Here is a 19,004-nt window from a genome sequence, read left to right on the forward strand (position 1 = left end):
GGGCCGATTTACCGGTACAGTATCAACTCAACTTATGCTCACGGGAGTCATTATGTCGTTCTGTCATATGCGCATTGCCAGGCCGGTCAGTGAACTGGACACCACCGCCAGCATGTATTGCGCCGGGCTGGGACTCGAGCTGCTCGGCAGCTTTACCGATCATGAAGGATTCAGCGGGATAATGCTCGGCGCGCCCGAAGCGGGCTGGCATCTGGAATTCACCCACTGCCGCCACCATCCCGTCACCCCCTCGCCAGGCGATGAAGATCTGCTGGTGCTGTACTATCCGCAGCAGGCGGCATGGGAGGCACAGTGCGCAGCCATGGATGCCGCCGGATTTCTGCGCGTTACGGCGTTTAACCCTTACTGGGAGGTCAATGGCGTCACTTTCGTCGACCGGGACGGCTACCGCACGGTATTGCAAAACCGCGCCTGGGGCATGGTGTGTGATTCGTCGGGTATGGCGGCGAGCTGACGCTGAGCGAGGCGGGCGTTAAGCGCTGTAAAAGCAGTTATTTACATTCGTACAAATATCGTTCCCGTCGGTTACCGATAAAACGCTGTCGCGCCTCGCCAGCGCCCTCACGGCGCGCTATGCTACACATCCCGTTGTATTAACCTCTTATCCCTATGAGCACTTCCGTCAGCACTACACAACTCAATTTGCGCATTATTTCGATCGTTGTTTTTACCTGTATCTGCTATCTCTCCATTGGTCTGCCGCTGGCCGTACTGCCGGGCTATATTCACTATCAGCTGGGCTACAGCACCTTTGTGGCCGGAATTGTGATCAGTCTGCAGTACATATCGACGCTGATAAGCCGGCCGCACGCCGGGCGCTATACCGATATCTGGGGGCCGAAAAAAGTGGTCAGCCTTGGGATCGTCTGCTGCCTGCTCAGTGGCGCCTTCACGCTACTGGCGGTAGTCCTGCAGGCAACGCCGATGCTGGCCATTGCCGCGCTGCTGGCGGGCCGGGTGTTTCTCGGCGTCGGCGAGAGCTTTACCGCCACCGGCGCCACCCTGTGGGGGATCAAAACCGTCGGCGCGATCCACACGTCACGGGTTATCTCCTGGAACGGCGTGGCGACCTATGTGGCGATGGCGGTCGGGGCGCCGCTGGGAGTTACCCTCAATCACTATTTTGGCATCAGCGGCTTTGCTACGGTGGTAGTGCTGGTCGCGGCCATCGGTCTGCTGTTCGCTCGTACCCGCCAGGACGTCAAGGTGACCGCCGGCGCCAGAGCGCCCTTTCACGCGGTGGTGCGAAAAATCTGGCCTTACGGCCTGGGGCTGGCCTTTGGCACCGTCGGTTTCGGCGTTATCGCCACCTTTATCACCCTCTACTTCGCCGCGCACAGCTGGCAGGGCGCCGCGTTTACCCTTTCGCTGTTCAGCGTCGGCTTTATCTGCGTTCGCCTGGTGCTGGGAAATACCATTACCCGCTTTGGCGGAGTCCCGGTCTCCCTGGCCTGCTTCATCATCGAAAGTCTCGGCCTGCTGCTTATCTGGCTGGCGCCATCAGCATGGATGGCCGGCGTCGGCGCCTTTCTCACCGGTTCGGGTTTCTCGCTGGTCTTTCCGGCTTTAGGAGTTGAGGCGGTAAAACAGGTGGAAGAGCAAAATCAGGGAACCGCCCTCGGCACCTACTCGGCGTTTCTTGATCTGGCGCTGGGCCTGACCGGGCCGCTGGCCGGCTGGGTCGCCGGGTTCTACGATCTCGCCACGCTGTATCTGCTGGCGGCGATCGTGGTGGCGCTCGCATTCCTGCTGATTTTCCGCGTACATCGGCAACAGCGGCTTGTCGCCAGAGAGTAGTGTGGCCCGGCTCGCGGGCCGCCGCGGTCCGATGACGCCGGCAAAAAATGAATCGGCAATTGACGACGATTCGGCTTCCGTGCCAACATCCCGTCAGCGTCTGGCAACAGATGCATGGACGGTACTGGTAGACAACAGAGTTCGCGCAACGATCCAGCCCGGTACCGTAGTCCAATCCGAATCACTGACCCACACGGTGAATTCCTGATTCTGGCGGGAAACACAGACATGCACCAAAGTTTTAATCAGCGCGTTCATTTCTATTACTGCGTCCTGGTCGCGCTGAAGTTGCACGGAAAATCGAAAAAAGCGGGTGGTATCAGGGGAAAGAATAACTTTCTGCTGAAATGGCTGCGCCGGGCGCAGGATAACAACATTTTTCCTCCCGATATCACCAGTGAAATCGAATGGCTGCGAGGAAAAATTATTCAGGCTGGCTATGACACCGATCTCGAGCCGATGCTGGATTTTGTCTACGCCACCGCCAGCCGCGCCGAGGCGCTCAAAAACGCCGAATAGGCTCCTGCGCCCGCCACGGGCGCAGAGACTTTCCCTGCCATGTCTCAATCCCAGGTTCGGCCAACAGCGCAGGCGCAATCCAGCCACGTTCTATTTTGTGACACTGTCACGCACAAAGGTGACCGCTGAGGTTCATTAACCGCTGACATGCCGCCTGACGCGTTCTATGCTTTACCCTGTCTCCCTCCTCACACAGGAACTGCACCCGATGGCCGACTGGAATCCTTCGTTGTATCTGCAATTTGACGCTGAACGTACCCGCCCCGCGGCCGACCTGCTCTCGCGTATTGCCCATCTGCAGGTCGAGCACGCCGTCGACCTCGGCTGCGGGCCGGGAAACAGCACCCGCCTGCTACGCGCCGCCTGGCCGTTGGCGACGATCGTCGGTATCGATAACTCCCCGGCCATGCTGGTCCAGGCGGCGCAGGCCTTACCCGACTGCGAATTCCTTGATGCCGATATTGCCCGCTGGCGGCCTGCGCAACCGCCAGATGTGATCTATGCCAACGCCTCTCTGCAGTGGCTGACGGATCATGAGACGCTTTTCCCCCATCTGGTAAACCAGCTGGCGGACAACGGAACGCTGGCAGTGCAGATGCCGGATAACTGGCAGGAACCTTCCCATACCCTGATGCGTCAGGTTGCCAGCGAGATGGGGTTGCCGGACCGTGGACGCCAGCCGTTACTCCCGCCCGCCGCCTGGTACGATCTGCTCAGCCGCCAGGGTTGCGAAGTTGATATCTGGCGCACCACCTATTTTCATCCCCTTGCTTCTCATCAGGCGATTGTCGACTGGCTGCAGGGCACCGGGTTACGCCCCTATCTGGCAGGCCTGGACGAGCAGGCCGGAAGCGCGTTTCTCACACGCTATCTCGCATTGCTGGCCGCACACTACCCGTTACAGTGTAACGGGAAGGTGCTCCTGCGTTTCCCACGGCTGTTTATCGTGGCGCGAAAGATCGCCGCCTGACCGTTGGGATAGGTGGGCAGAAAAGCGGAGTGATGAAAGGTGTAAAGGAACGGCTATACCATCCTGATTTTCAGGATTGACAATCCAGAACGTTGCGATATTCAATATCTTAGTCAGCGTGCGACAGTGATGACTCCTTTAACCTGCAAAGAGAATCACTATGAGTACTCCTCCTGTCGATCGCCGAACGCTGGCTGCTATCGCGCCAAAGCTAGCCGAGCTGACCGAAACGGTGCTGTTTGGCGATATCTGGGCGCGGAGCGAGCTGTCGCCCCGCGAACGCAGCCTGATCACCCTTTCCGCCCTGACGGCGCAGGGCAAAACTGAACAGCTGCCGTGGCACATCGCGCTCGGCTATCAGAATGGCCTGAGCCGGGAAGAAATTGTCGAATTGTTTACCCATCTGGCGTTCTATGCCGGTTGGCCGGCTGCGGCCAGCGCCCTGACCTGCCTGAACGCGCAGGAGGCGTCATGCCCCTGACCCGAATTTCGCTTGGCACCGCCTGGCGTCCCGCGGAGTTTGCTCAATTGTCGGCGCTCTTTCATGAGTGTCTGGTGGCGGAGTTCGACGTTCCGTCAGCAGATAGATTTCAGTTTATCGAACGGGCCGCCGATGAGCAGCGCATTTACGACCCGCACTACCTCAGCGAAGGACGCAGCGCCCGCTTCGTGCTGTTTCATATTTTCGCTGGAAAACCGCGCAGCCGGGCGCAGAAACAGGGACTCTATCGTCGGCTCTGCGCGCGGTTAGACGATGAGATGGCGGTCAGCCCGCAGGACGTGATGGTGGTTATCCAGTTTAACCAACTGGAGGACTGGAGTTTTAGCGCAGGGAAGATGGCGGGTGAATGAGACAGGCGGCGCCGCAAGAGGCGCCGCGTTTCAGCACTATATCATTTGCTACCATGCACAACAGCGATCGTTCCATGAATCACGATACATGATGTTCCCTTCTGTGTATATCCAGGTGATCGTCTCATAACGGAAATCAATGTCTTCAAGGTGAGTACTTGTCATTCCGGCCGGATGTAAATTTGGTGTGATTGCTGTAATCTTAATATTCGCCATCGCTATGTTAAAATATTCAACTTCCAGTCCCGCCTCATTTATTCTGTACATTTTTAGCGTTGCCGATCTTAATGTTCGACCTTCACAAAGAGCCCTAAATAGCAAAGGTGTTGTTCTGTCAAACTCTTTTTGAATTTTAACCGGTGTATGAAGACGGGTTCCCGTCAGCTTTCCTGTATTATTATCGGTAGGTAACCAAACATGATGATTCACTGCGCGCAATTCGATGGAACCCGTGCGTGTGGGCATCAGGCAAGAACCTATAATAGGCGAATCATTCTCATCAGTTAACCATAAATATGCTGGATTTGACATTACCCCTCCTCTTTCATATCAGTTTTTAACTTTAAACCAAACGACAACGTGAAACCCAATGATTAATAAAACAAAAAGTCCTATTAAGTTAATGGCAATGTCAGGAAAAAGAGAGACTGCAATCATGCTAAATATAATGATTAATAATACAATACCCCATCCCCATAAAAAAAGAATGAATTCTTCTTTTAACCATCTTTTCAAGAAATCCATCCATTCACCTCATTAATTTAATAAGTAATTCAGCAAGTTCATCATCAGAAATAATCATCGGATTTAAATAAGGAACGCCTGTGATGACAGGTTCGATGAGAAAGTACATCATCTCCAGATGGTTAGCGTATAACGCATTGTAATAAAATGAATTATGCATTTTCAAATTGTCAGCGCTATTAGCGGCATCCTGAATCAATCCATACACGTTTAATACCACTGCGGTAGTAGTTACACTCCCTTTAAGGACTAATGACCTTGCCCTGTTGATACGCCCATATACAACAGTATTAAACCTGGAAGTCTGGCAAATCATGGTTGCTACTGCCATTATTAAAATACGATTAGTTAATCCTGAAGATGATATGTAAACTCCCGCGCCGACAAGCTTCTTGAGAATATATTGAGCTTTTTCTTCTTTTTTATTTTGAAAGTAGGTTTCTATATATTTTAATCATTTGGAAAATGATATCACGGCTTTTAACTAACTGCGCCAGCCCTGCAATAAATCTTGTGTCCTCTTGCTTTAACTTAGAACAAACATCCTGATAATTATCCATTAAGCAGGAAGTATAATACGAAGCACGGGTTATACCATTTCCCATTTGATTCAGTGTATCAATAACATTCTTTTTTACTCCAGCAAATGCTTCATCAAATTTCATGGCCAGAATACGCTCCGCCTCGATTGAGGTAATGATGAAATTCCTATAATACATAATTAGATCCTTCCTTTATTAGATCATTCATTGTTCCGGCACATATTTCTTATGATCATCTGGCCTTTCAATATACTTATAAAACGATGGCCTTGATAGTAATATTGACTCTACTCTTTTGTTTATATTCCCTCGCACCCTGCCCGGTTTAAAATATCTCGGTTAGCTATTACTTCGTATTGTTTCATATTTTCGCCGGAAAACCGCGCAGCCGGGCGCAGAAACAGGGACTCTATCGTCGGCTCTGCGCGCAGTTAGACGACGAGATGGCGGTCAGCCCGCAAGACGTGATGGTGGTTATCCAGTTTAACCAACTGGAGGACTGGAGTTTTAGCCCAGGGAAGATGGCGGATGAATGAGACAGGCGGCGCCGCAAGAGGCGCCGCGTTTCAGATGATATAATTTACTACCACGCGAGATGATGCACCAGCGAGAGATCCCAGGCCGTTGCCAATAGCGAAAGAAACATAATCACATTGACCACTGTTTCAAGACGTTTTTCCATCGTTGCTTCTCCTGAGCCTGTTTCCCCTGTTATAGCGGGAAAAGCTTAACAACCTCTTACCGCTTCAGGACTCAAGCGTGATCCTGTAGCGTACGTAATCGTCAGCCAGGGTAAACTCATCATACAGATGACGGGCGGGATTATCACGGCGCGTATGCCAGTACAGCCGCGACCAGCCTTTGTCCGCCCCTTCGCTTTGCAGCGACTTAATCATGGTTCTGGCAATACCCTGTCCACGGAAGGCGGGATCGACAAACAGATCCTCCAGATAGCAGATCGGCGTGGTAACCCAGGTTCCCTCATGAAGAACACAGATAGCGAAGCCGACCACCGCATCATCCACCACCGCGACTCTACCCAATACAGACGAGTTTACATCCAGCATCCGCTGCCAGGTGTATTCGGTCACCTCTTCCGGCTGCGGGCTACCGTAAAAACGAGTGTAGCCTTGCCAAAGCTGAAGCCATTCGGCTTTGTCGTGGGGCCGTACTTCCCGGATATCGATGACCATGAGAGTTTCCTTACAGATGAATGCATTAGCCTGCGAATATTGGCAGGAGATATGAGTTGAGGTCATTATTTTCCTGCGCAGATATTTGTTCAAGCGCTTCGGCCATAATTCTCCTGCTGTTCGGAACGATTTGGCACTAAAAAGCCGTATGCAGAGGAGCCACTGACCGGCTGTTACAGGTTAGTATAATAGTATGTTGTAACTAATAAAAATCCTGCACAACCCGGCCGCAGCCGGGTGTATAGATGGACTATCAGCAAAGAGGTTTGACGGCGTCGCGCATACCGCAGGTCAGGATAGCGTCAAGGTCGGCAGTCACCAGCTCCACCAATCCCGGGATCTGGCTCAGATCCTGCTGCCAGTGATCCGCCACGCTGAGCACGGCGGTGACCAGCTCGCGAATGCTCATCTGGCCATCGCGATGGCGGGCCCACAGCGTTTGATAGCGCGATATCCAGTCGGCGTCATCCTGTACTGGATAGCTCTCACCATCCCGCTCTCCCCGGTAAAAGGCGATCAGCGCCGCCAGGGCAAAGGTCAGACGCGGCGGCAGCGCGCCATGCGCTTTCTGCCCCGCCAGCAGCTGCGGCAGAATACGGGTGCGGTACTTGGTCATGCCGTTGAGCGCAATCGAGAGCAGCTGATGTTTAATATAGGGATTACGGAAGCGCCCTGTCACGGCGCTGGCGAATGACACCAGCTCATCGCGCGGCAGATCCAGCACCGGAATAATCTCGTCATAAATCGCTTTTTCGACAAACGCGCAAATCTCCGCATCGTTCATCGCCTCACCCACGGTGTCGATCCCGGCCTGGAAGGCCACCGGCACCAGCGCGGTGTGCGCCCCGTTAAGGATCGCCACTTTGCGTTCTTTATACGGCTTGATATCGTCCACAATGCGCACATTCAGCGGCAGTTTATCGAGACGCAGCTCGGCCTTCAGCGAGGCAGGTCCCTGGATAACGAACAGGTAGAAATGCTCAGCGGTATCAAGGAAAGCATCTTTATAGCCGGTCTGCGCCTCGAGAGCCGCCACTTCATCACGCGGATAGCCGGTCACAATGCGATCCACCAGCGTCGAACAGAAGGTATTCGCTGAGGTCAGCCAGGTGATAAATGCCTGCGGCAGTTCCCATTCGCTAGCATAGCGCAGCACCAGCGCCTGCAGCGCCTCGCCGTTATAATCGATCAGCTCGCAGGGAATAATCACCCATCCCTTGTCGGCCGCACCGGCGAAATGTTGGTAACGCTCAAACAACAGACGGGTCAGTTTCGCCGGATAACTGACCGGCGGCGCGTCGTCAAACCGATCCCCGGCATGGTAGCTGATGCCCGCCTCGGTGGTGTTGGAGAAGACAAACCGCATCTCCGGGTTATGCGCCAGGCGTAAAAAAGCGTCGAAGTCTGCGTAAGCGCTGATCTCCCGGTTGACCGAGCGGATAAGACGCGCATCGCTGACCGCTTCGCCCTGCTCGTTCAGGCCGCGAATAATAGTCGTGTACAGGCCATCCTGGGTGTTCAGCGAAGGCGGAAAATCTGTGGCGATAGGCCGCACGACCACGATGCCCGCATTCAGGTCGGTATGCTCGTTGAGCAGGTCGATCTGCCAGTCAACGAATGCGCGCAGGAAGTTACCCTCCCCAAACTGGATGATACGGTCAGGGTACTGCGCGCCGGGGAAATCACGACGGTTTAAAGTTTTCACAATGGGTTCCCTCTAATAGTAGTCATACAACCTGAGTAATTGGTCCAATAAGTTATCAGGTTTTGCTACCAGTGAAACCCTGTTTTGATCAAAGCAATCTGCAATAGCGGCCGTCAGGGCAGAAACTTATAGAATAGTGAGGTGGCAGTCATTTCGCCGTCGGGCATCAGCGCATAGCGCGGAATTTCCCCCACTTTTTCCCAGCCGCAGCGGGCATAGAACTGTTCCGCCCCGCTGCCGGTCGCCGTGTCCAGCACCAGCACCGTCTTCCTTTCCCGCCGGGCAATGCGCTCCAGTTCGCTCATTAACGCCTGGGCGATCCCCTGGCGGCGGACATTTTGGTGAACCAATAATTTGGCGACATCCGCTCGATGGGGCTGGTTTTCCGGTTGACTGGTGATAAGTTGCACGGTGCCAACGGGACGTTCCTCCGCGTCGAAGGCGGCCAGCACAATGCGCTCCCCGGCCGCCACGCTGTCGGCAGTGCGTTGCCAGAACGTTATCGCCGTTTGCGGCGCGAAAGGCAGCATAAAGCTCACCGAGGCGCCGCCGTTGACACAGCTTGCCAGGATCTCGCTTAATGCCGGGAGGTCATGGAGAATATCGTCACGCGAGAGCGTGCGCAGTGAAAAGGATGTGGTCATAAAAGCTCCCTGTTATCGACCACATCACTATGTTTTTAACCAAAAATTAGCACAAGTAGGATCCCGATAGGATTTTCTTATGGCGCGCTTTCGGTCAGCGTCGGCATACAAATTTGGTTACGACCGCTCTGTTTGGCTTTCACCATCTCATCGTCCGCCGCCAACAGCAGCTGGTTAAACAGCTCGGTGATGCGGGCGTGGCCTACCTCGCGCGTCTCCAGTCCCAGACTGATGGTCAGGTGGATCGGGTTCTGGCCCAGGCCGAAAGGCTGCGACTCCACCCCGTGACGGATCTTTTCCGCCAGCAAATAGCCCTGCTGGGCGCTGTCGACGACGGCGGCCACCGCAAACTCTTCGCCGCCGATACGGGCCACCATCCCCTGCTCACCCACCAGCTGTCGAACCTGCTGGGCAAACTGGGTCAGCACGCAATCGCCGCCTTCATGGCCCAGAGCATCATTCACCCGTTTGAAGCCATCGATATCCAGCACCATCACCGTCAGCAGCTTATCCGCCGGCAGCGTCTGACGCTTCAACGCTTCGCTCAGTCCGGAACGAGAATAGACGCGGGTCTGAAAGTCAAAATCGGCGCGCAGGGCCAGCTGCTTCACCAGCGTGTTAATCGCTTCGACACTGGATGCGACAATCACCGGGCTAATCAGCATGGCGGCAATTCCGAGGCGGGTGGAGAACAGCTGCCACGGCTGCATTCGCGCATCTGGCGAAAAGTGAATTAACGAATTAGCGACCAGCAGTATTTCGCCGATGCCAGTGAGAAAAGTCAGCAGACAGGTCAGCGGCAGCGGATAGCGTACAGCGCACCAGATCAAAGCCGGTAACGGGAAGGTAATGCTGCCCGCGCCGCCTACCGCCACGCCAAGCGCAATTGACAGGACCAGCGCCAGCACCGGCAGCAGCTGGCGAAAGCGAAAACCGCTTAATGCCGAAGGCAGCGTCAGGGTCAGAATAAAGGGCAGGATTAATACCGCCGTTGAGAACTGTTCGCTAAACCAGTCCGCCAGCTGGGGAACGAAGGTGGCGCGTTCAACATCCACCGACCCCAGCGCGCCGACCGCTGCGCACAGTAAGGCGGCTAACAGGCAGAAACAGAATAAATTAAGCGCGTTTATCGGGCCCGGCATGGAGTCGGCGCGACGTTTATCCCACAGCACCAGCTGCGCCAGCGTCACAATAAAGACAATATTGGAAAAGTTAATCAGCAATGAGGCAAAGCCCATACCCCAGCGCGAGGTTAATCCGTCATAGACCAGCATTGCCGCAAAACAGACGGCATAAAAATAGCTGCGGTTAAGCCATACATAGCGTGCAAAAATCCCGGCCATCACTGCATTGAGCGGCCAGAAGAAAGAGAGCTCCTGCACCAGACGCAGCATAGCGCCAAGAAAATGCAGCAGTAGCGTTAACGTAAATAAGACCAATGCATCGCGCACGGGTTGTTCTTCACGAAACAGCGTAAATGACCGAATCGACAGTGAAGACATTCAGTAATTATCCGTCTAATTGTTTCAGGAAATTATTATGTTAATAGTTAGTTAGCGGATTATCATAACATGAGAATATTTATCAGGCATACTCCGGCGCCGATCAAATGCAAATTAGCGCACAGACGGCGCATTCATTTGTAGCACCAGCCAGCGGTGGATGACCTGCACGATATAGTCCTGCTCCGGCTCGCTCAGCGCGCGGCCGTGGGGAATGGCATGCCATTTTTCCAGGCAGCCGCGACAGCAGGTAGCGGTCGCGTGCTGGGCGATAAACACCGGGTGACCGCGCATCGGCGTCTGCTTGCCATCATTGATCGGCGCAGCGGGCGCCAGCCGCTGGCGAATAAAGTCTGCGGCATGCCGATCAATGACCTCCGGTCCCTTATCGAGACAATATTGCCGCTCTTTCCCCCCCAGACGGAAGTGTGAGCGAAACGTCGAGCGCGCCAGGCGTGCAAACAAGCGATCCTGATCGACCATCAGAACACCGACCTCCCCATCCGCTGAGTTAGTTTTTCCAGCATCGCCACGCCGGCCAGCGAGTTCCCGGCGTCGTCAAGCTCCGGGCTCCACACGGCGATCGCCATCTCCTGCGGGACAATCGCCACGATCCCGCCGCCGACGCCTGATTTCGCCGGCAGGCCAACGCGCCAGGCGAATTCACCGGCGTTCTGGTACATGCCGCTGGTCATCATCAGGGCATTCACCTGGCGGGACTGGATGGGCGCAATAACCGGCGCGTCGAGATGCGGGGCAATGCCGCGGTCGGCGAGAAACAGAAAGGTTCGCGCCAGCTCAACGCAGCTCATCTCCAGCGAACAGTAGTGGAAATAGTTCTGCAGCACGGTGGCGACGTCGTTATGGAAGTTACCAAAGGATTTCATCAGCCAGGCGATGGCGGCGTTGCGCGCCGAATGCTCAAACTCTGAGCGAGCCACCACCGGATCGTAGGCGATATCGGCCACGCCGCTCAGACGACGGACAATCTCCAGCATCCGCTGACGCGGGGCGCTGAGCCGGCTCTGCAGCATGTCGCAGACCACCAGTGCCCCGGCGTTGATAAACGGGTTGCGCGGTTTGCCCTGCTCGATCTCCAGCTGCAGAAGCGAGTTAAAGGGCTGGCCGGAAGGATCTTTCCCCACCCGCTGCCAGATCTCCTCCTCCTGATAGTGGTTCATGGCCACCACCAGGCTCAATACCTTGGAGATTGACTGGATGGAAAAACGTTCATGGGCATCGCCAGCGGCAAAGTGCTGACCGTCCACCGTACTGATCGCGATACCAAGCTTGTCGCCGCTGACGCTGGCCAGCGCCGGAATATAATCCGCCACTTTTCCGCGGCCAATCAGCGGCCTGATTTCTGCCAGAATGGCTTCCAGCATTGCATTATTGATAACCGTCGCCACACGCGGCTCCTTGCCCACCATCAAAATTCGGTGGGCGAGTATAGCAGACGTGGACGACGGTCGTCAGGGGCTAACGTTGATTAGCGACGGTCTTTCCAGACGGTCTGCGCATTACAGAACTCGTGCAGGCCAAAATGCGACAGCTCGCGGCCAAAACCGCTCTTCTTCACGCCGCCGAAGGCCACGCGGGCGTCGCTGGCGCAGTAGCCATTGAGGAAGACGCCGCCGCACTCCAGCTCGCGGGCAAAGCGCTGGGCCTGCGCCTCGTCGGTGGTATAGACCGTGGCGGACAGGCCAAACTCGCTATCGTTGGCGAGGGCCAGTGCATGGTCAGCGTCGCGAGCGGTGGTCAGGGTTGCTACCGGACCAAACAGCTCCTGACGAAAGCCGGTCATCACGGCGGTGACGTTGCCCAGCACCGTTGGCGCATAGTAGTTGCCCGCCCCTTCGATTTTTTCCGCGCCCAGCAGCAGAGTCGCTCCTTCATCAAGGGTCGCCGTTACCTGCTGGTGCAGTTCATCGCGTAAATCGAACCGCGCCATCGGTCCGACGTAGTTTTGCTCATCGCGCGGGTCGCCCATCTTCAGCGCCGCCACGGCGTCGACAAATTTGCGGGTGAAGGCCTCGGCAATGCCGGCTTCGAGAATAAAGCGTTTCGACGCCGCACACACCTGGCCGCTGTTCTGATAGCGGCCGGTGACGGCGGCTTTCACCGCTTCATCGAGATCGGCATCGTTGAGCACGATAAAGGGATCGGATCCTCCCAGCTCAAGCACGCATTTCTTCAGCGCCGCGCCCGCCTGGGCGCCAATCGCCTTCCCGGCGCGGACGCTGCCGGTGACGGTCACCGCCGCGATGCGGTCGTCATTGATGATCTGCGAAACGCCGTCATTGGTGGCGTTCACCCAACCAAATACACCATCCGGCAGGCCGGCGGCGGCAAAAATTTCGCCCAGCAGACGGGCGCTGCCCATCACGTTCGGGGCATGCTTCAGCAGATAGCTGTTGCCGGCCAGCAGGATCGGCACCGCGCCGCGCATCACCTGCCAGACCGGGAAGTTCCACGGCATGACCGCCAGTATGGCGCCCAGTGGACGATACTCTATTACCGCCTGGTTATTTTCCACCAGGGTAGCTTCCGTCGCCAGCATCGCCGGGCCGTGTTCAGCGTACCAGTCGCAGAGGTTGGCCGATTTCGCCACCTCGCCGCGCGCCTGAGCGATCGGCTTGCCCATCTCAAGGGTGATCATCTGGGCCACCTCTTCACCGCGGGCGCGCAGCGCGGCCCCGATGCGGCGCAGGGCATCGGCGCGGTCGGCAAGCGGCGTCTGACGCCACTGGCGATAGCCCGCCGCGGCGAGCGCGATGGCCGCGTCGACCTCGCGTTCGCTGGCCCACGGCAGCGAGGAGACCACCTCACCGGTAGTCGGATTGACGGAGACGGCGTGCGTTGCAGATAAATTCATCATTATTCTCTCTCGTTGCTTGCGAAGTGTCCGTATTCTGGCTTACCTTTCCATTCATTGAAAATGAATAATATTGAGCAACGCATTCACAAAAGAAGAATATAATGGACCTGACTCAGCTAGAGATGTTTAACGCTGTCGCCAGCACCGGCAGCATTACCCAGGCGGCGCAGAAAGTGCATCGCGTGCCGTCCAACCTCACCACCCGCATCCGCCAGCTGGAGGCCGACCTCGGCGTTGAGCTGTTTATCCGCGAGAACCAGCGCCTGCGCCTGTCGCCTGCGGGACACAGCTTTTTGCGCTATAGCCAGCAGATCCTCGCCCTGGTGGACGAGGCGCGAATGGTGGTGGCGGGCGACGAACCCCAGGGGCTGTTTTCTCTTGGCTCGCTGGAGAGCACCGCGGCGGTACGGATCCCCAGCACTCTGGCCCACTTTAATCAGCGCTACCCGAAAATTCATCTGGCGCTCTCAACCGGCCCTTCCGGGACGATGATCGACGGCGTACTGGAAGGCGCCCTGAGCGCCGCGTTTGTCGACGGCCCGCTGGTGCATCCGGGCCTGGAGGGGCTGCCGGTGTTCCCTGAAGAGATGATGATCGTCGCCCCCTACGGCCACGCACCCATCACCCGCGCCAGCGAAGTGAACGGGGCCAACGTCTACGCCTTTCGCGCCAACTGTTCCTATCGCCGGCATTTTGAGAGCTGGTTTCATGCCGACAGAGCGACCCCGGGCAGGATCCACGAGATGGAGTCTTACCACGGGATGCTGGCCTGCGTCATCGCCGGCGCCGGCCTGGCGTTGATCCCGCGCAGCATGCTGGAGAGTATGCCCGGCCATCAGCAGGTTTCCGCCTGGCCGCTGGCCGAAGAGTGGCGCTGGCTCACCACCTGGCTGGTGTGGCGCCGGGGCGCCAAAACCCGCCAGCTGGAGGCGTTTATAGCGCTGCTGAACGAAGATCGGCAAACAGTGGTTTCTCCATAAACACACTGAGCGGATCGGGTTGATACGGCGCAAACGCGCAGCGGGTCTGGTAGCCGTTGCGCGTGTAGAGGGCGATGGCCGCATGCTGATGGATACCGGTCTCCAGGCGCAGGGTATGGCAGTCGCGCTGACGCGCTTTCGCTTCCAGCGCCGCCAGCAGCTTTTCTCCCAGCTGCTGGCCGCGGTGCTGGGGATCGATATAGACCCGCTTCATCTCGCCAAAGCCTTCCTCACTGAGGACAATAGCCCCGCAGCCAACGGCCTCGCCCTGCGGGCTGCGGATCGCCAGGGCGATGACCGTCTGCGGCGGCAGCTGGCTAAGGTCCAGCAGGTGGTTGCTCTCCGCCGGGTAGAGAGTCTCCTGCCAGGCGTCGAGGGCGGCAATCAGGGCGATAAATTCGGCGTCGGTAGGGGCGATGTCGGTGATGGTGTACATAGGTGAGCTCCTTTTTTACCCCACTGTAGCGCGGCCGGCGGCTTTTCCCGACATAGCATTAACTTATATTGCCGCCCGCCTATTGCGCTAACCCTCTGAAACACAGTAATTTTATCCCCTGCCGTTCGTACTTGAGATCTGAATATGCACACCAAAGCCCGTAAAGTGATGATTATTGGCGCCGGCAATGTCGGCGCGTCGGCGGCCTACGCCCTGCTCAACCAGAGCATTTGCGAGGAGCTGATCCTCGTCGACCTTAACCAACAGCGCGCTGAGGCCCACGCTCAGGACCTGAGCGACGCCGCGGCCTACCTGCCGGGGATGATGACCATCTCCACCCGCGAGGCCAGCGACTGCGCCGATGTCGATATCGCGGTGATCACCGTCTCCGGCGGCGCGCTGCGCCCCGGCCAGAGCCGGCTGGATGAACTGACCTCCACCGCGAAGATTGTGAAGAGCATTGTGCCGACGATGATGGCCAACGGATTTAACGGCATCTTTCTGGTGGCCACCAACCCCTGCGACATCATCACCTGGCAGGTATGGCAGCTTTCCGGCCTGCCGCGCAGCCAGGTGCTGGGCACCGGCGTCTGGCTGGATACCACCCGCCTGCGTCGCCTGCTGGCGCAGGAACTGGAGATTGGCGCCCAGAGCATCGACGCCTTTATCCTCGGCGAGCATGGCGATACCCAGTTTCCGGTGTGGTCGCACTCCTCGGTATATGGCACGCCAATCGCCGACCTCTACCAGCAGCGCACCGGCCTGCCGCTCGATCGCGAGGCGATGGCTGACAAAGTGCGCAAGCTGGGATTTGAGATCTACGCCGGCAAAGGCTGCACCGAATATGGCGTGGCAGGGACCATCGCCGAGATCTGCCGCAATATCTTCACCGGCAGCCACCGCGCGCTGGCGGTCTCCTGCATTCTTGACGGCGAGTACGGGGTCAGCGGCGCGGCGGCTGGGGTGCCGGCGGTGCTGGCCCAGGGTGGCGTGAAGCAGATCATTGAACTGCAGCTGGCCGGCGAAGAGCAGGCGAAGTTCAGCCAGTCGATCGAGGTGATCAAGGCCAATATCGCCCGTCTGCCCTGACGGCAGCCTGCGAGTCAGTCGGCAATGATCAGCTGCGGGGAAAGGGTCTCCAGCGCCTCGCGGGTTTTATCCGGCAGGTGGGCGTCGGTGACGATATCGGTCAACGACGCCAGCGGAGCGATGTTGAACAGTGACCAGGCGCCGTATTTGGAGCTGTCCGCCAGCAGGATACGCCGCCGGGCATTGGCCATCAGATCGCGCTTCAGGGCGGCCTTTTCCTCCGTCGGGGCGGTGATCCCCTTCTCAAGGTCCCAGCCGTTGCAGCTGACGAAGGCGAGATCGGGCCAGATGGTCTGCAGCAGGCGGCGGCCGTGATCGCCGATGCACGACTGGCTGCTGTCATCGATGCGCCCGCCGATAATCGTCACTTCGATCTGCTTAAATTCCGATAGGAACAGCGCGATATGTAAATCGCTGGTGATCACCCGCAGCGGCAGATGGGTGATCTGCCGCGCCAGCTCAATCATGGTGGTGCCGGCGTCAAGCACAATGGCGTCGCCGGCTTTCACCAGCGCTGCCGCCGCACTGGCGATAGCCTGCTTCTCAAGCGGACTGCGCTGGGCTTTCTCCAGCGTCGTCGGCTGGGAAGGAATAAACCGGTTCAGCGTCACCCCGCCGTGCGTTCGGCTGATCACCCCTTCCTGATCGAGTTTGATCAGGTCGCGGCGAATGGTGGCCGGCGAGGCGTTGGTCGCCGCCACCAGCTGGTCGACTGTCACCAGATTATGGCTTTTCAGGAAGTCCATAATCTGCTCTAACCGGTTATATCCCTTCATGTTATTCCTGCGCGATGTGCATGGCGAGCTCAATGGAGGTTGCCATGCTCTCAGACTTCGCTTTACCTGTCCAGGCAATATCAAACGCAGTGCCATGATCCGCGGAAGTACGGATAAACGGCAGCCCGGCGGTAATATTCACCCCGTCATAGAATCCCAGCAGCTTCAGCGGAATATGCCCCTGGTCGTGATACATCGCCACGACCATGTCGTACATGCCTTCGTGACACTGCATAAACACCGTGTCCGGCGGACAGGGGCCGGTCACCTCCACTCCCTTCGCCCGCATGGCGGCGACCGCCGGGGCGACGATACGGATCTCTTCATCGCCAAACAGGCCGTTCTCCCCGGCGTGCGGGTTAACGCCGGCGACCGCGATGCGCGGACGCGGATAGCCGACGCGGCGCAGAAAGCGATCCGCCACGCCAATCACCGTCTCAATCCGCGGCTGGTTGAGGGTATCGAGGAACTGGCGCAAGGAAATATGGGTAGTGATATGGATAACCTTAAGCTTCTCGGTATAGAGCACCATGGCGTAATCGGTAGTCTGCGTCAGGTGGGCCAGCAGTTCGGTATGGCCGGGATAAGCGTGCCCGGCGAGATGCAGCGCCTCTTTATTCAGCGGCGCGGTAGCGATGGCCGCGACCGCGCCCTCCAGCGCCAGCGCGGTCGCCCGCCTGATGCAGCGAAACGCGAGATCCCCTGCCTGGGCCTGGACTTCGCCAGGGCGCAGCCCCTGCGGGTCTCTGAGTGGTTCATCAATGACGTTGATGGTCGCTGGGGAAAAACTCGCCTCGGCGGGATGGTCAATGATGCGCAGCTCCGCCCGCGGCGTGATATTTAGCGCCAGGATCCGCCGCAGCGTCTGCGCGCAGCCCACCACCACCACCGGCGCGCCGCTCAGCGCCCCCTCGGCGAGGGATTTGATAATAATCTCCGGACCAATCCCTGCCGGATCGCCCATTGTCACTGCAATCATCTTAGACACTCAGTTTCTCCTCAATAAAATTCACAACATGTAATAGCGTGGTGTCGGTGCCGAATCCTCCGGCTTTGGTCATCACCGGCCGCGACCAGCGGCCGCCGAGAAAATGCCCGTATGGAACGCACTCCGCCACCCGGCCGCGGATCTGAAACCCTGTGGCACCGAGCGCGTGCGCGACGGCGATGGCTACATCGCCGCCAGAGAGGTACAGGGCGCCCGGTGGGCACAGCGCCACCACCAGTGCCGTGACGTCGGCAAGCCAGGCGCAGATGTGCTCCCCGTAGGCGGCGCGGCTGAGACCGCGTTCACGGCACCGGGCTTCAATCCCGTGCCGGGCGGCGTGATTCGGGCGGGTGGTCACCACGCAGTGCTGGCCCTCACGCAGCACCTCGGCGATCCGTGAAGCTTCCTCCTTCGGCGATCCGCTAAAGGTCTGTTCGACATCAATTTCAATCACCCGTACTCGGGAATGGACCTGCAGCGCAGCAACCTGACGCTGCGCCATCTCGCTCATCGAACCGACCACCGCCAGCAGCGGGCCCTGCTCGCTGCGGCGCAGGCGGCGAGCCAGCGCCTCGCAGAGACCCGCCGAGCCGACTAGCAGGGTCTCCCGCGCATGGGGCGCAACGGCGTCGATCACCTGGTCCAGATGGCTGTCTTCCCAGGCGTCGACAATCAACACTCGCTTCTCCTCGCCCGCCGTCGCTAATGCCGCCGGAAGCTGGCCAGCGTTCAGGGTCAGACAGGGATGACGGCTCTGCATGGCGATAATTTCGCTAATCTCCGCCCGGCTCACCGGCGTTTTCGGATCGCTGGCAAATTCGGTCTGATCGAGGGGCACACCATGCACATAGCAGCGCCCGTCCCGGGTATGCCGCCCGGCTGACGGATAAGCCGGGGCCACTACCGCCATCCGGCAGCCTTGCGCCGCCATCATTGCCTCCAGTTCGCCGCCGGGATTACCACGCAGCGTGGAGTCAATCTTCTTTACCTGCCAGTGCGGGACGAATGTCGCCGCGCCGCGCAGCAGAGCGGCGACCTTGTCCGCCGCCGCCGCGGCGCTCATCGCCCGGCTGTCGCTGTTGAGAATTAATGCCCGGGCGGTTGATGGCTGTCCGGCGGTGAAGGCCACTTCCACCGACATACCCGCCTCCGCCAGGCTGACCCCGGCGTCATTGGCCCCGGTAAAGTCATCCGCCAGCACCAGCACTCTGTTATTGCCGTCGTTCATTGTCCTGCCTTGTAGTCGATAAAATCTTAAATTGATTATATTCAATCATATTTGATTAAATGTGAGCAAGTTCAAGTTATTAAGCTGCCGTATAAATTATAACTTTTCCCCATCAGACGAGTGGCAAGATTTATGAATGA

Annotated in this window: 21 protein-coding genes and 2 pseudogenes; 9 read left to right on the top strand and 14 right to left on the bottom strand. The window is 57.7% G+C overall.

Annotation, left to right across the window (positions count from 1 at the left end):
• Positions 1 to 52: 52 nt before the first annotated feature.
• The 6 genes from AB1E37_RS12710 to AB1E37_RS12735 all read left to right on the top strand — a co-directional run bounded on the left by AB1E37_RS12710 (position 53) and on the right by AB1E37_RS12735 (position 4,159).
• Entirely contained in the window at positions 53 to 475 is a 423-nt protein-coding gene (locus AB1E37_RS12710; protein WP_002904629.1) for a VOC family protein, read from the top strand.
• A 155-nt stretch (positions 476 to 630) separates the two neighbouring features.
• Positions 631 to 1,818 carry an MFS transporter gene (locus tag AB1E37_RS12715; RefSeq protein ID WP_004179791.1) on the top strand — a complete coding sequence of 396 codons (1,188 nt, stop codon included), beginning with the start codon at positions 631 to 633 and terminating at the stop codon, positions 1,816 to 1,818.
• A gap of 228 nt (positions 1,819 to 2,046) precedes the next feature.
• Positions 2,047 to 2,337 carry a hypothetical protein gene (locus AB1E37_RS12720; RefSeq protein ID WP_004224737.1) on the top strand — a complete coding sequence of 97 codons (291 nt, stop codon included), beginning with the start codon at positions 2,047 to 2,049 and terminating at the stop codon, positions 2,335 to 2,337.
• A gap of 208 nt (positions 2,338 to 2,545) precedes the next feature.
• Complete coding sequence (tam, locus tag AB1E37_RS12725) at positions 2,546 to 3,307, top strand: trans-aconitate 2-methyltransferase (RefSeq protein WP_004224735.1); 762 nt, start codon at positions 2,546 to 2,548, stop codon at positions 3,305 to 3,307.
• 160 nt (positions 3,308 to 3,467) lie between these two features.
• Entirely contained in the window at positions 3,468 to 3,788 is a 321-nt protein-coding gene (locus AB1E37_RS12730) for a carboxymuconolactone decarboxylase family protein (RefSeq protein WP_004143517.1), read from the top strand.
• On the top strand, positions 3,779 to 4,159 hold the full coding sequence (locus AB1E37_RS12735) for a tautomerase family protein (RefSeq protein ID WP_004190202.1): 381 nt from the start codon (positions 3,779 to 3,781) through the stop codon (positions 4,157 to 4,159). The genes AB1E37_RS12730 and AB1E37_RS12735 overlap by 10 nt, the downstream gene beginning before the upstream one ends.
• A 48-nt stretch (positions 4,160 to 4,207) precedes the next feature.
• On the opposite strand, the gene AB1E37_RS12740 is transcribed toward AB1E37_RS12735, so the two are convergent.
• From AB1E37_RS12740 to AB1E37_RS12750, 3 genes and pseudogenes are all read right to left on the bottom strand, one after another.
• Positions 4,208 to 4,690, bottom strand: coding sequence for a type VI secretion system tube protein TssD (locus tag AB1E37_RS12740; RefSeq protein WP_002904614.1), 483 nt, complete (start codon positions 4,688 to 4,690; stop codon positions 4,208 to 4,210).
• An 18-nt stretch (positions 4,691 to 4,708) separates the two neighbouring features.
• Positions 4,709 to 4,903, bottom strand: a complete 195-nt coding sequence (locus AB1E37_RS12745; RefSeq protein ID WP_002904612.1) for a hypothetical protein — start codon at positions 4,901 to 4,903, stop codon at positions 4,709 to 4,711.
• Positions 4,904 to 4,907: 4 nt separating this feature from the next.
• Positions 4,908 to 5,622, bottom strand: a pseudogene (locus tag AB1E37_RS12750) (hypothetical protein).
• Positions 5,623 to 5,795: 173 nt separating this feature from the next.
• Here AB1E37_RS12750 and AB1E37_RS12755 point away from each other — a divergent pair.
• Positions 5,796 to 5,981, top strand: a pseudogene (locus AB1E37_RS12755) (tautomerase family protein); the annotation flags it as partial.
• Between the two features lie 210 nt (positions 5,982 to 6,191).
• Here AB1E37_RS12755 and AB1E37_RS12760 read toward each other — a convergent pair.
• The 7 genes from AB1E37_RS12760 to sad all read right to left on the bottom strand — a co-directional run bounded on the left by AB1E37_RS12760 (position 6,192) and on the right by sad (position 13,367).
• Positions 6,192 to 6,638: an N-acetyltransferase gene (locus tag AB1E37_RS12760; protein WP_004224732.1), complete on the bottom strand. Its 447-nt coding sequence runs from the start codon at positions 6,636 to 6,638 to the stop codon at positions 6,192 to 6,194.
• A gap of 253 nt (positions 6,639 to 6,891) precedes the next feature.
• The gene (locus AB1E37_RS12765; RefSeq protein WP_004224730.1) at positions 6,892 to 8,343 is read right to left on the bottom strand and encodes a tagaturonate reductase; all 1,452 of its coding nucleotides are present in this window, start codon (positions 8,341 to 8,343) and stop codon (positions 6,892 to 6,894) included.
• Between the two features lie 113 nt (positions 8,344 to 8,456).
• Positions 8,457 to 8,987 (bottom strand): GNAT family N-acetyltransferase, encoded by a 531-nt coding sequence (locus AB1E37_RS12770; protein ID WP_004224728.1) that lies wholly within the window; start codon positions 8,985 to 8,987, stop codon positions 8,457 to 8,459.
• 77 nt (positions 8,988 to 9,064) lie between these two features.
• Positions 9,065 to 10,489, bottom strand: coding sequence for a GGDEF domain-containing protein (locus AB1E37_RS12775; RefSeq protein ID WP_004148352.1), 1,425 nt, complete (start codon positions 10,487 to 10,489; stop codon positions 9,065 to 9,067).
• 114 nt (positions 10,490 to 10,603) lie between these two features.
• Entirely contained in the window at positions 10,604 to 10,972 is a 369-nt protein-coding gene (locus tag AB1E37_RS12780) for a DUF4186 domain-containing protein (RefSeq protein WP_004224727.1), read from the bottom strand.
• Positions 10,972 to 11,898 carry a glutaminase B gene (glsB, locus tag AB1E37_RS12785; protein WP_004179782.1) on the bottom strand — a complete coding sequence of 309 codons (927 nt, stop codon included), beginning with the start codon at positions 11,896 to 11,898 and terminating at the stop codon, positions 10,972 to 10,974. Before glsB ends, AB1E37_RS12780 begins: the two co-directional genes overlap by 1 nt.
• 80 nt (positions 11,899 to 11,978) lie before the next feature.
• Positions 11,979 to 13,367 carry a succinate-semialdehyde dehydrogenase gene (sad, locus tag AB1E37_RS12790; RefSeq protein ID WP_014599163.1) on the bottom strand — a complete coding sequence of 463 codons (1,389 nt, stop codon included), beginning with the start codon at positions 13,365 to 13,367 and terminating at the stop codon, positions 11,979 to 11,981.
• A 101-nt stretch (positions 13,368 to 13,468) separates the two neighbouring features.
• On the opposite strand from sad, the gene AB1E37_RS12795 reads away from it, so the two are divergent.
• Positions 13,469 to 14,347, top strand: a complete 879-nt coding sequence (locus AB1E37_RS12795) for a LysR family transcriptional regulator (RefSeq protein ID WP_002904495.1) — start codon at positions 13,469 to 13,471, stop codon at positions 14,345 to 14,347.
• On the opposite strand, the gene AB1E37_RS12800 is transcribed toward AB1E37_RS12795, so the two are convergent.
• Positions 14,301 to 14,783, bottom strand: coding sequence for a GNAT family N-acetyltransferase (locus AB1E37_RS12800; protein ID WP_002904493.1), 483 nt, complete (start codon positions 14,781 to 14,783; stop codon positions 14,301 to 14,303). The two genes, AB1E37_RS12795 and AB1E37_RS12800, sit on opposite strands and share 47 nt — an antisense overlap.
• A 144-nt stretch (positions 14,784 to 14,927) precedes the next feature.
• Between AB1E37_RS12800 and AB1E37_RS12805 the strand changes: the two genes are divergently transcribed.
• The gene (locus tag AB1E37_RS12805) at positions 14,928 to 15,872 is read left to right on the top strand and encodes an L-lactate dehydrogenase (protein ID WP_004224725.1); all 945 of its coding nucleotides are present in this window, start codon (positions 14,928 to 14,930) and stop codon (positions 15,870 to 15,872) included.
• Positions 15,873 to 15,886: 14 nt separating this feature from the next.
• Here AB1E37_RS12805 and AB1E37_RS12810 read toward each other — a convergent pair whose 3' ends face one another.
• Genes AB1E37_RS12810 through AB1E37_RS12820 form a run of 3 tightly spaced genes read right to left on the bottom strand, consistent with a single transcriptional unit; the run spans position 15,887 to position 18,864 of the window.
• The gene (locus AB1E37_RS12810) at positions 15,887 to 16,648 is read right to left on the bottom strand and encodes a DeoR/GlpR family DNA-binding transcription regulator (RefSeq protein ID WP_002904489.1); all 762 of its coding nucleotides are present in this window, start codon (positions 16,646 to 16,648) and stop codon (positions 15,887 to 15,889) included.
• 1 nt (position 16,649) lies between these two features.
• The gene (locus AB1E37_RS12815; RefSeq protein ID WP_004224724.1) at positions 16,650 to 17,636 is read right to left on the bottom strand and encodes a D-threonate 4-phosphate dehydrogenase; all 987 of its coding nucleotides are present in this window, start codon (positions 17,634 to 17,636) and stop codon (positions 16,650 to 16,652) included.
• Positions 17,629 to 18,864, bottom strand: coding sequence for a four-carbon acid sugar kinase family protein (locus AB1E37_RS12820; protein ID WP_004224723.1), 1,236 nt, complete (start codon positions 18,862 to 18,864; stop codon positions 17,629 to 17,631). Before AB1E37_RS12820 ends, AB1E37_RS12815 begins: the two co-directional genes overlap by 8 nt.
• Between the last annotated feature and the right edge of the window lie 140 nt (positions 18,865 to 19,004).

This window comes from Klebsiella sp. Shm-1, assembly GCF_040804525.1.
Classification (GTDB): domain Bacteria; phylum Pseudomonadota; class Gammaproteobacteria; order Enterobacterales; family Enterobacteriaceae; genus Klebsiella; species Klebsiella pneumoniae.

What these genes read in the sequence shown, in the direction of transcription:
- AB1E37_RS12710 (WP_002904629.1), top strand. Translation starts at nt 53, where the DNA reads ATGTCGTTCTGTCATATGCGCATTGCCAGGCCGGTCAGTGAACTGGAC.
- AB1E37_RS12715 (WP_004179791.1), top strand. Translation starts at nt 631, where the DNA reads ATGAGCACTTCCGTCAGCACTACACAACTCAATTTGCGCATTATTTCG.
- AB1E37_RS12720 (WP_004224737.1), top strand. Translation starts at nt 2,047, where the DNA reads ATGCACCAAAGTTTTAATCAGCGCGTTCATTTCTATTACTGCGTCCTG.
- tam (WP_004224735.1), top strand. Translation starts at nt 2,546, where the DNA reads ATGGCCGACTGGAATCCTTCGTTGTATCTGCAATTTGACGCTGAACGT.
- AB1E37_RS12730 (WP_004143517.1), top strand. Translation starts at nt 3,468, where the DNA reads ATGAGTACTCCTCCTGTCGATCGCCGAACGCTGGCTGCTATCGCGCCA.
- AB1E37_RS12735 (WP_004190202.1), top strand. Translation starts at nt 3,779, where the DNA reads ATGCCCCTGACCCGAATTTCGCTTGGCACCGCCTGGCGTCCCGCGGAG.
- AB1E37_RS12740 (WP_002904614.1), bottom strand. Translation starts at nt 4,690, where the DNA reads ATGTCAAATCCAGCATATTTATGGTTAACTGATGAGAATGATTCGCCT.
- AB1E37_RS12745 (WP_002904612.1), bottom strand. Translation starts at nt 4,903, where the DNA reads ATGGATTTCTTGAAAAGATGGTTAAAAGAAGAATTCATTCTTTTTTTA.
- AB1E37_RS12760 (WP_004224732.1), bottom strand. Translation starts at nt 6,638, where the DNA reads ATGGTCATCGATATCCGGGAAGTACGGCCCCACGACAAAGCCGAATGG.
- AB1E37_RS12770 (WP_004224728.1), bottom strand. Translation starts at nt 8,987, where the DNA reads ATGACCACATCCTTTTCACTGCGCACGCTCTCGCGTGACGATATTCTC.
- AB1E37_RS12775 (WP_004148352.1), bottom strand. Translation starts at nt 10,489, where the DNA reads ATGTCTTCACTGTCGATTCGGTCATTTACGCTGTTTCGTGAAGAACAA.
- AB1E37_RS12780 (WP_004224727.1), bottom strand. Translation starts at nt 10,972, where the DNA reads ATGGTCGATCAGGATCGCTTGTTTGCACGCCTGGCGCGCTCGACGTTT.
- sad (WP_014599163.1), bottom strand. Translation starts at nt 13,367, where the DNA reads ATGATGAATTTATCTGCAACGCACGCCGTCTCCGTCAATCCGACTACC.
- AB1E37_RS12795 (WP_002904495.1), top strand. Translation starts at nt 13,469, where the DNA reads ATGGACCTGACTCAGCTAGAGATGTTTAACGCTGTCGCCAGCACCGGC.
- AB1E37_RS12800 (WP_002904493.1), bottom strand. Translation starts at nt 14,783, where the DNA reads ATGTACACCATCACCGACATCGCCCCTACCGACGCCGAATTTATCGCC.
- AB1E37_RS12805 (WP_004224725.1), top strand. Translation starts at nt 14,928, where the DNA reads ATGCACACCAAAGCCCGTAAAGTGATGATTATTGGCGCCGGCAATGTC.
- AB1E37_RS12810 (WP_002904489.1), bottom strand. Translation starts at nt 16,648, where the DNA reads ATGAAGGGATATAACCGGTTAGAGCAGATTATGGACTTCCTGAAAAGC.
- AB1E37_RS12820 (WP_004224723.1), bottom strand. Translation starts at nt 18,864, where the DNA reads ATGAACGACGGCAATAACAGAGTGCTGGTGCTGGCGGATGACTTTACC.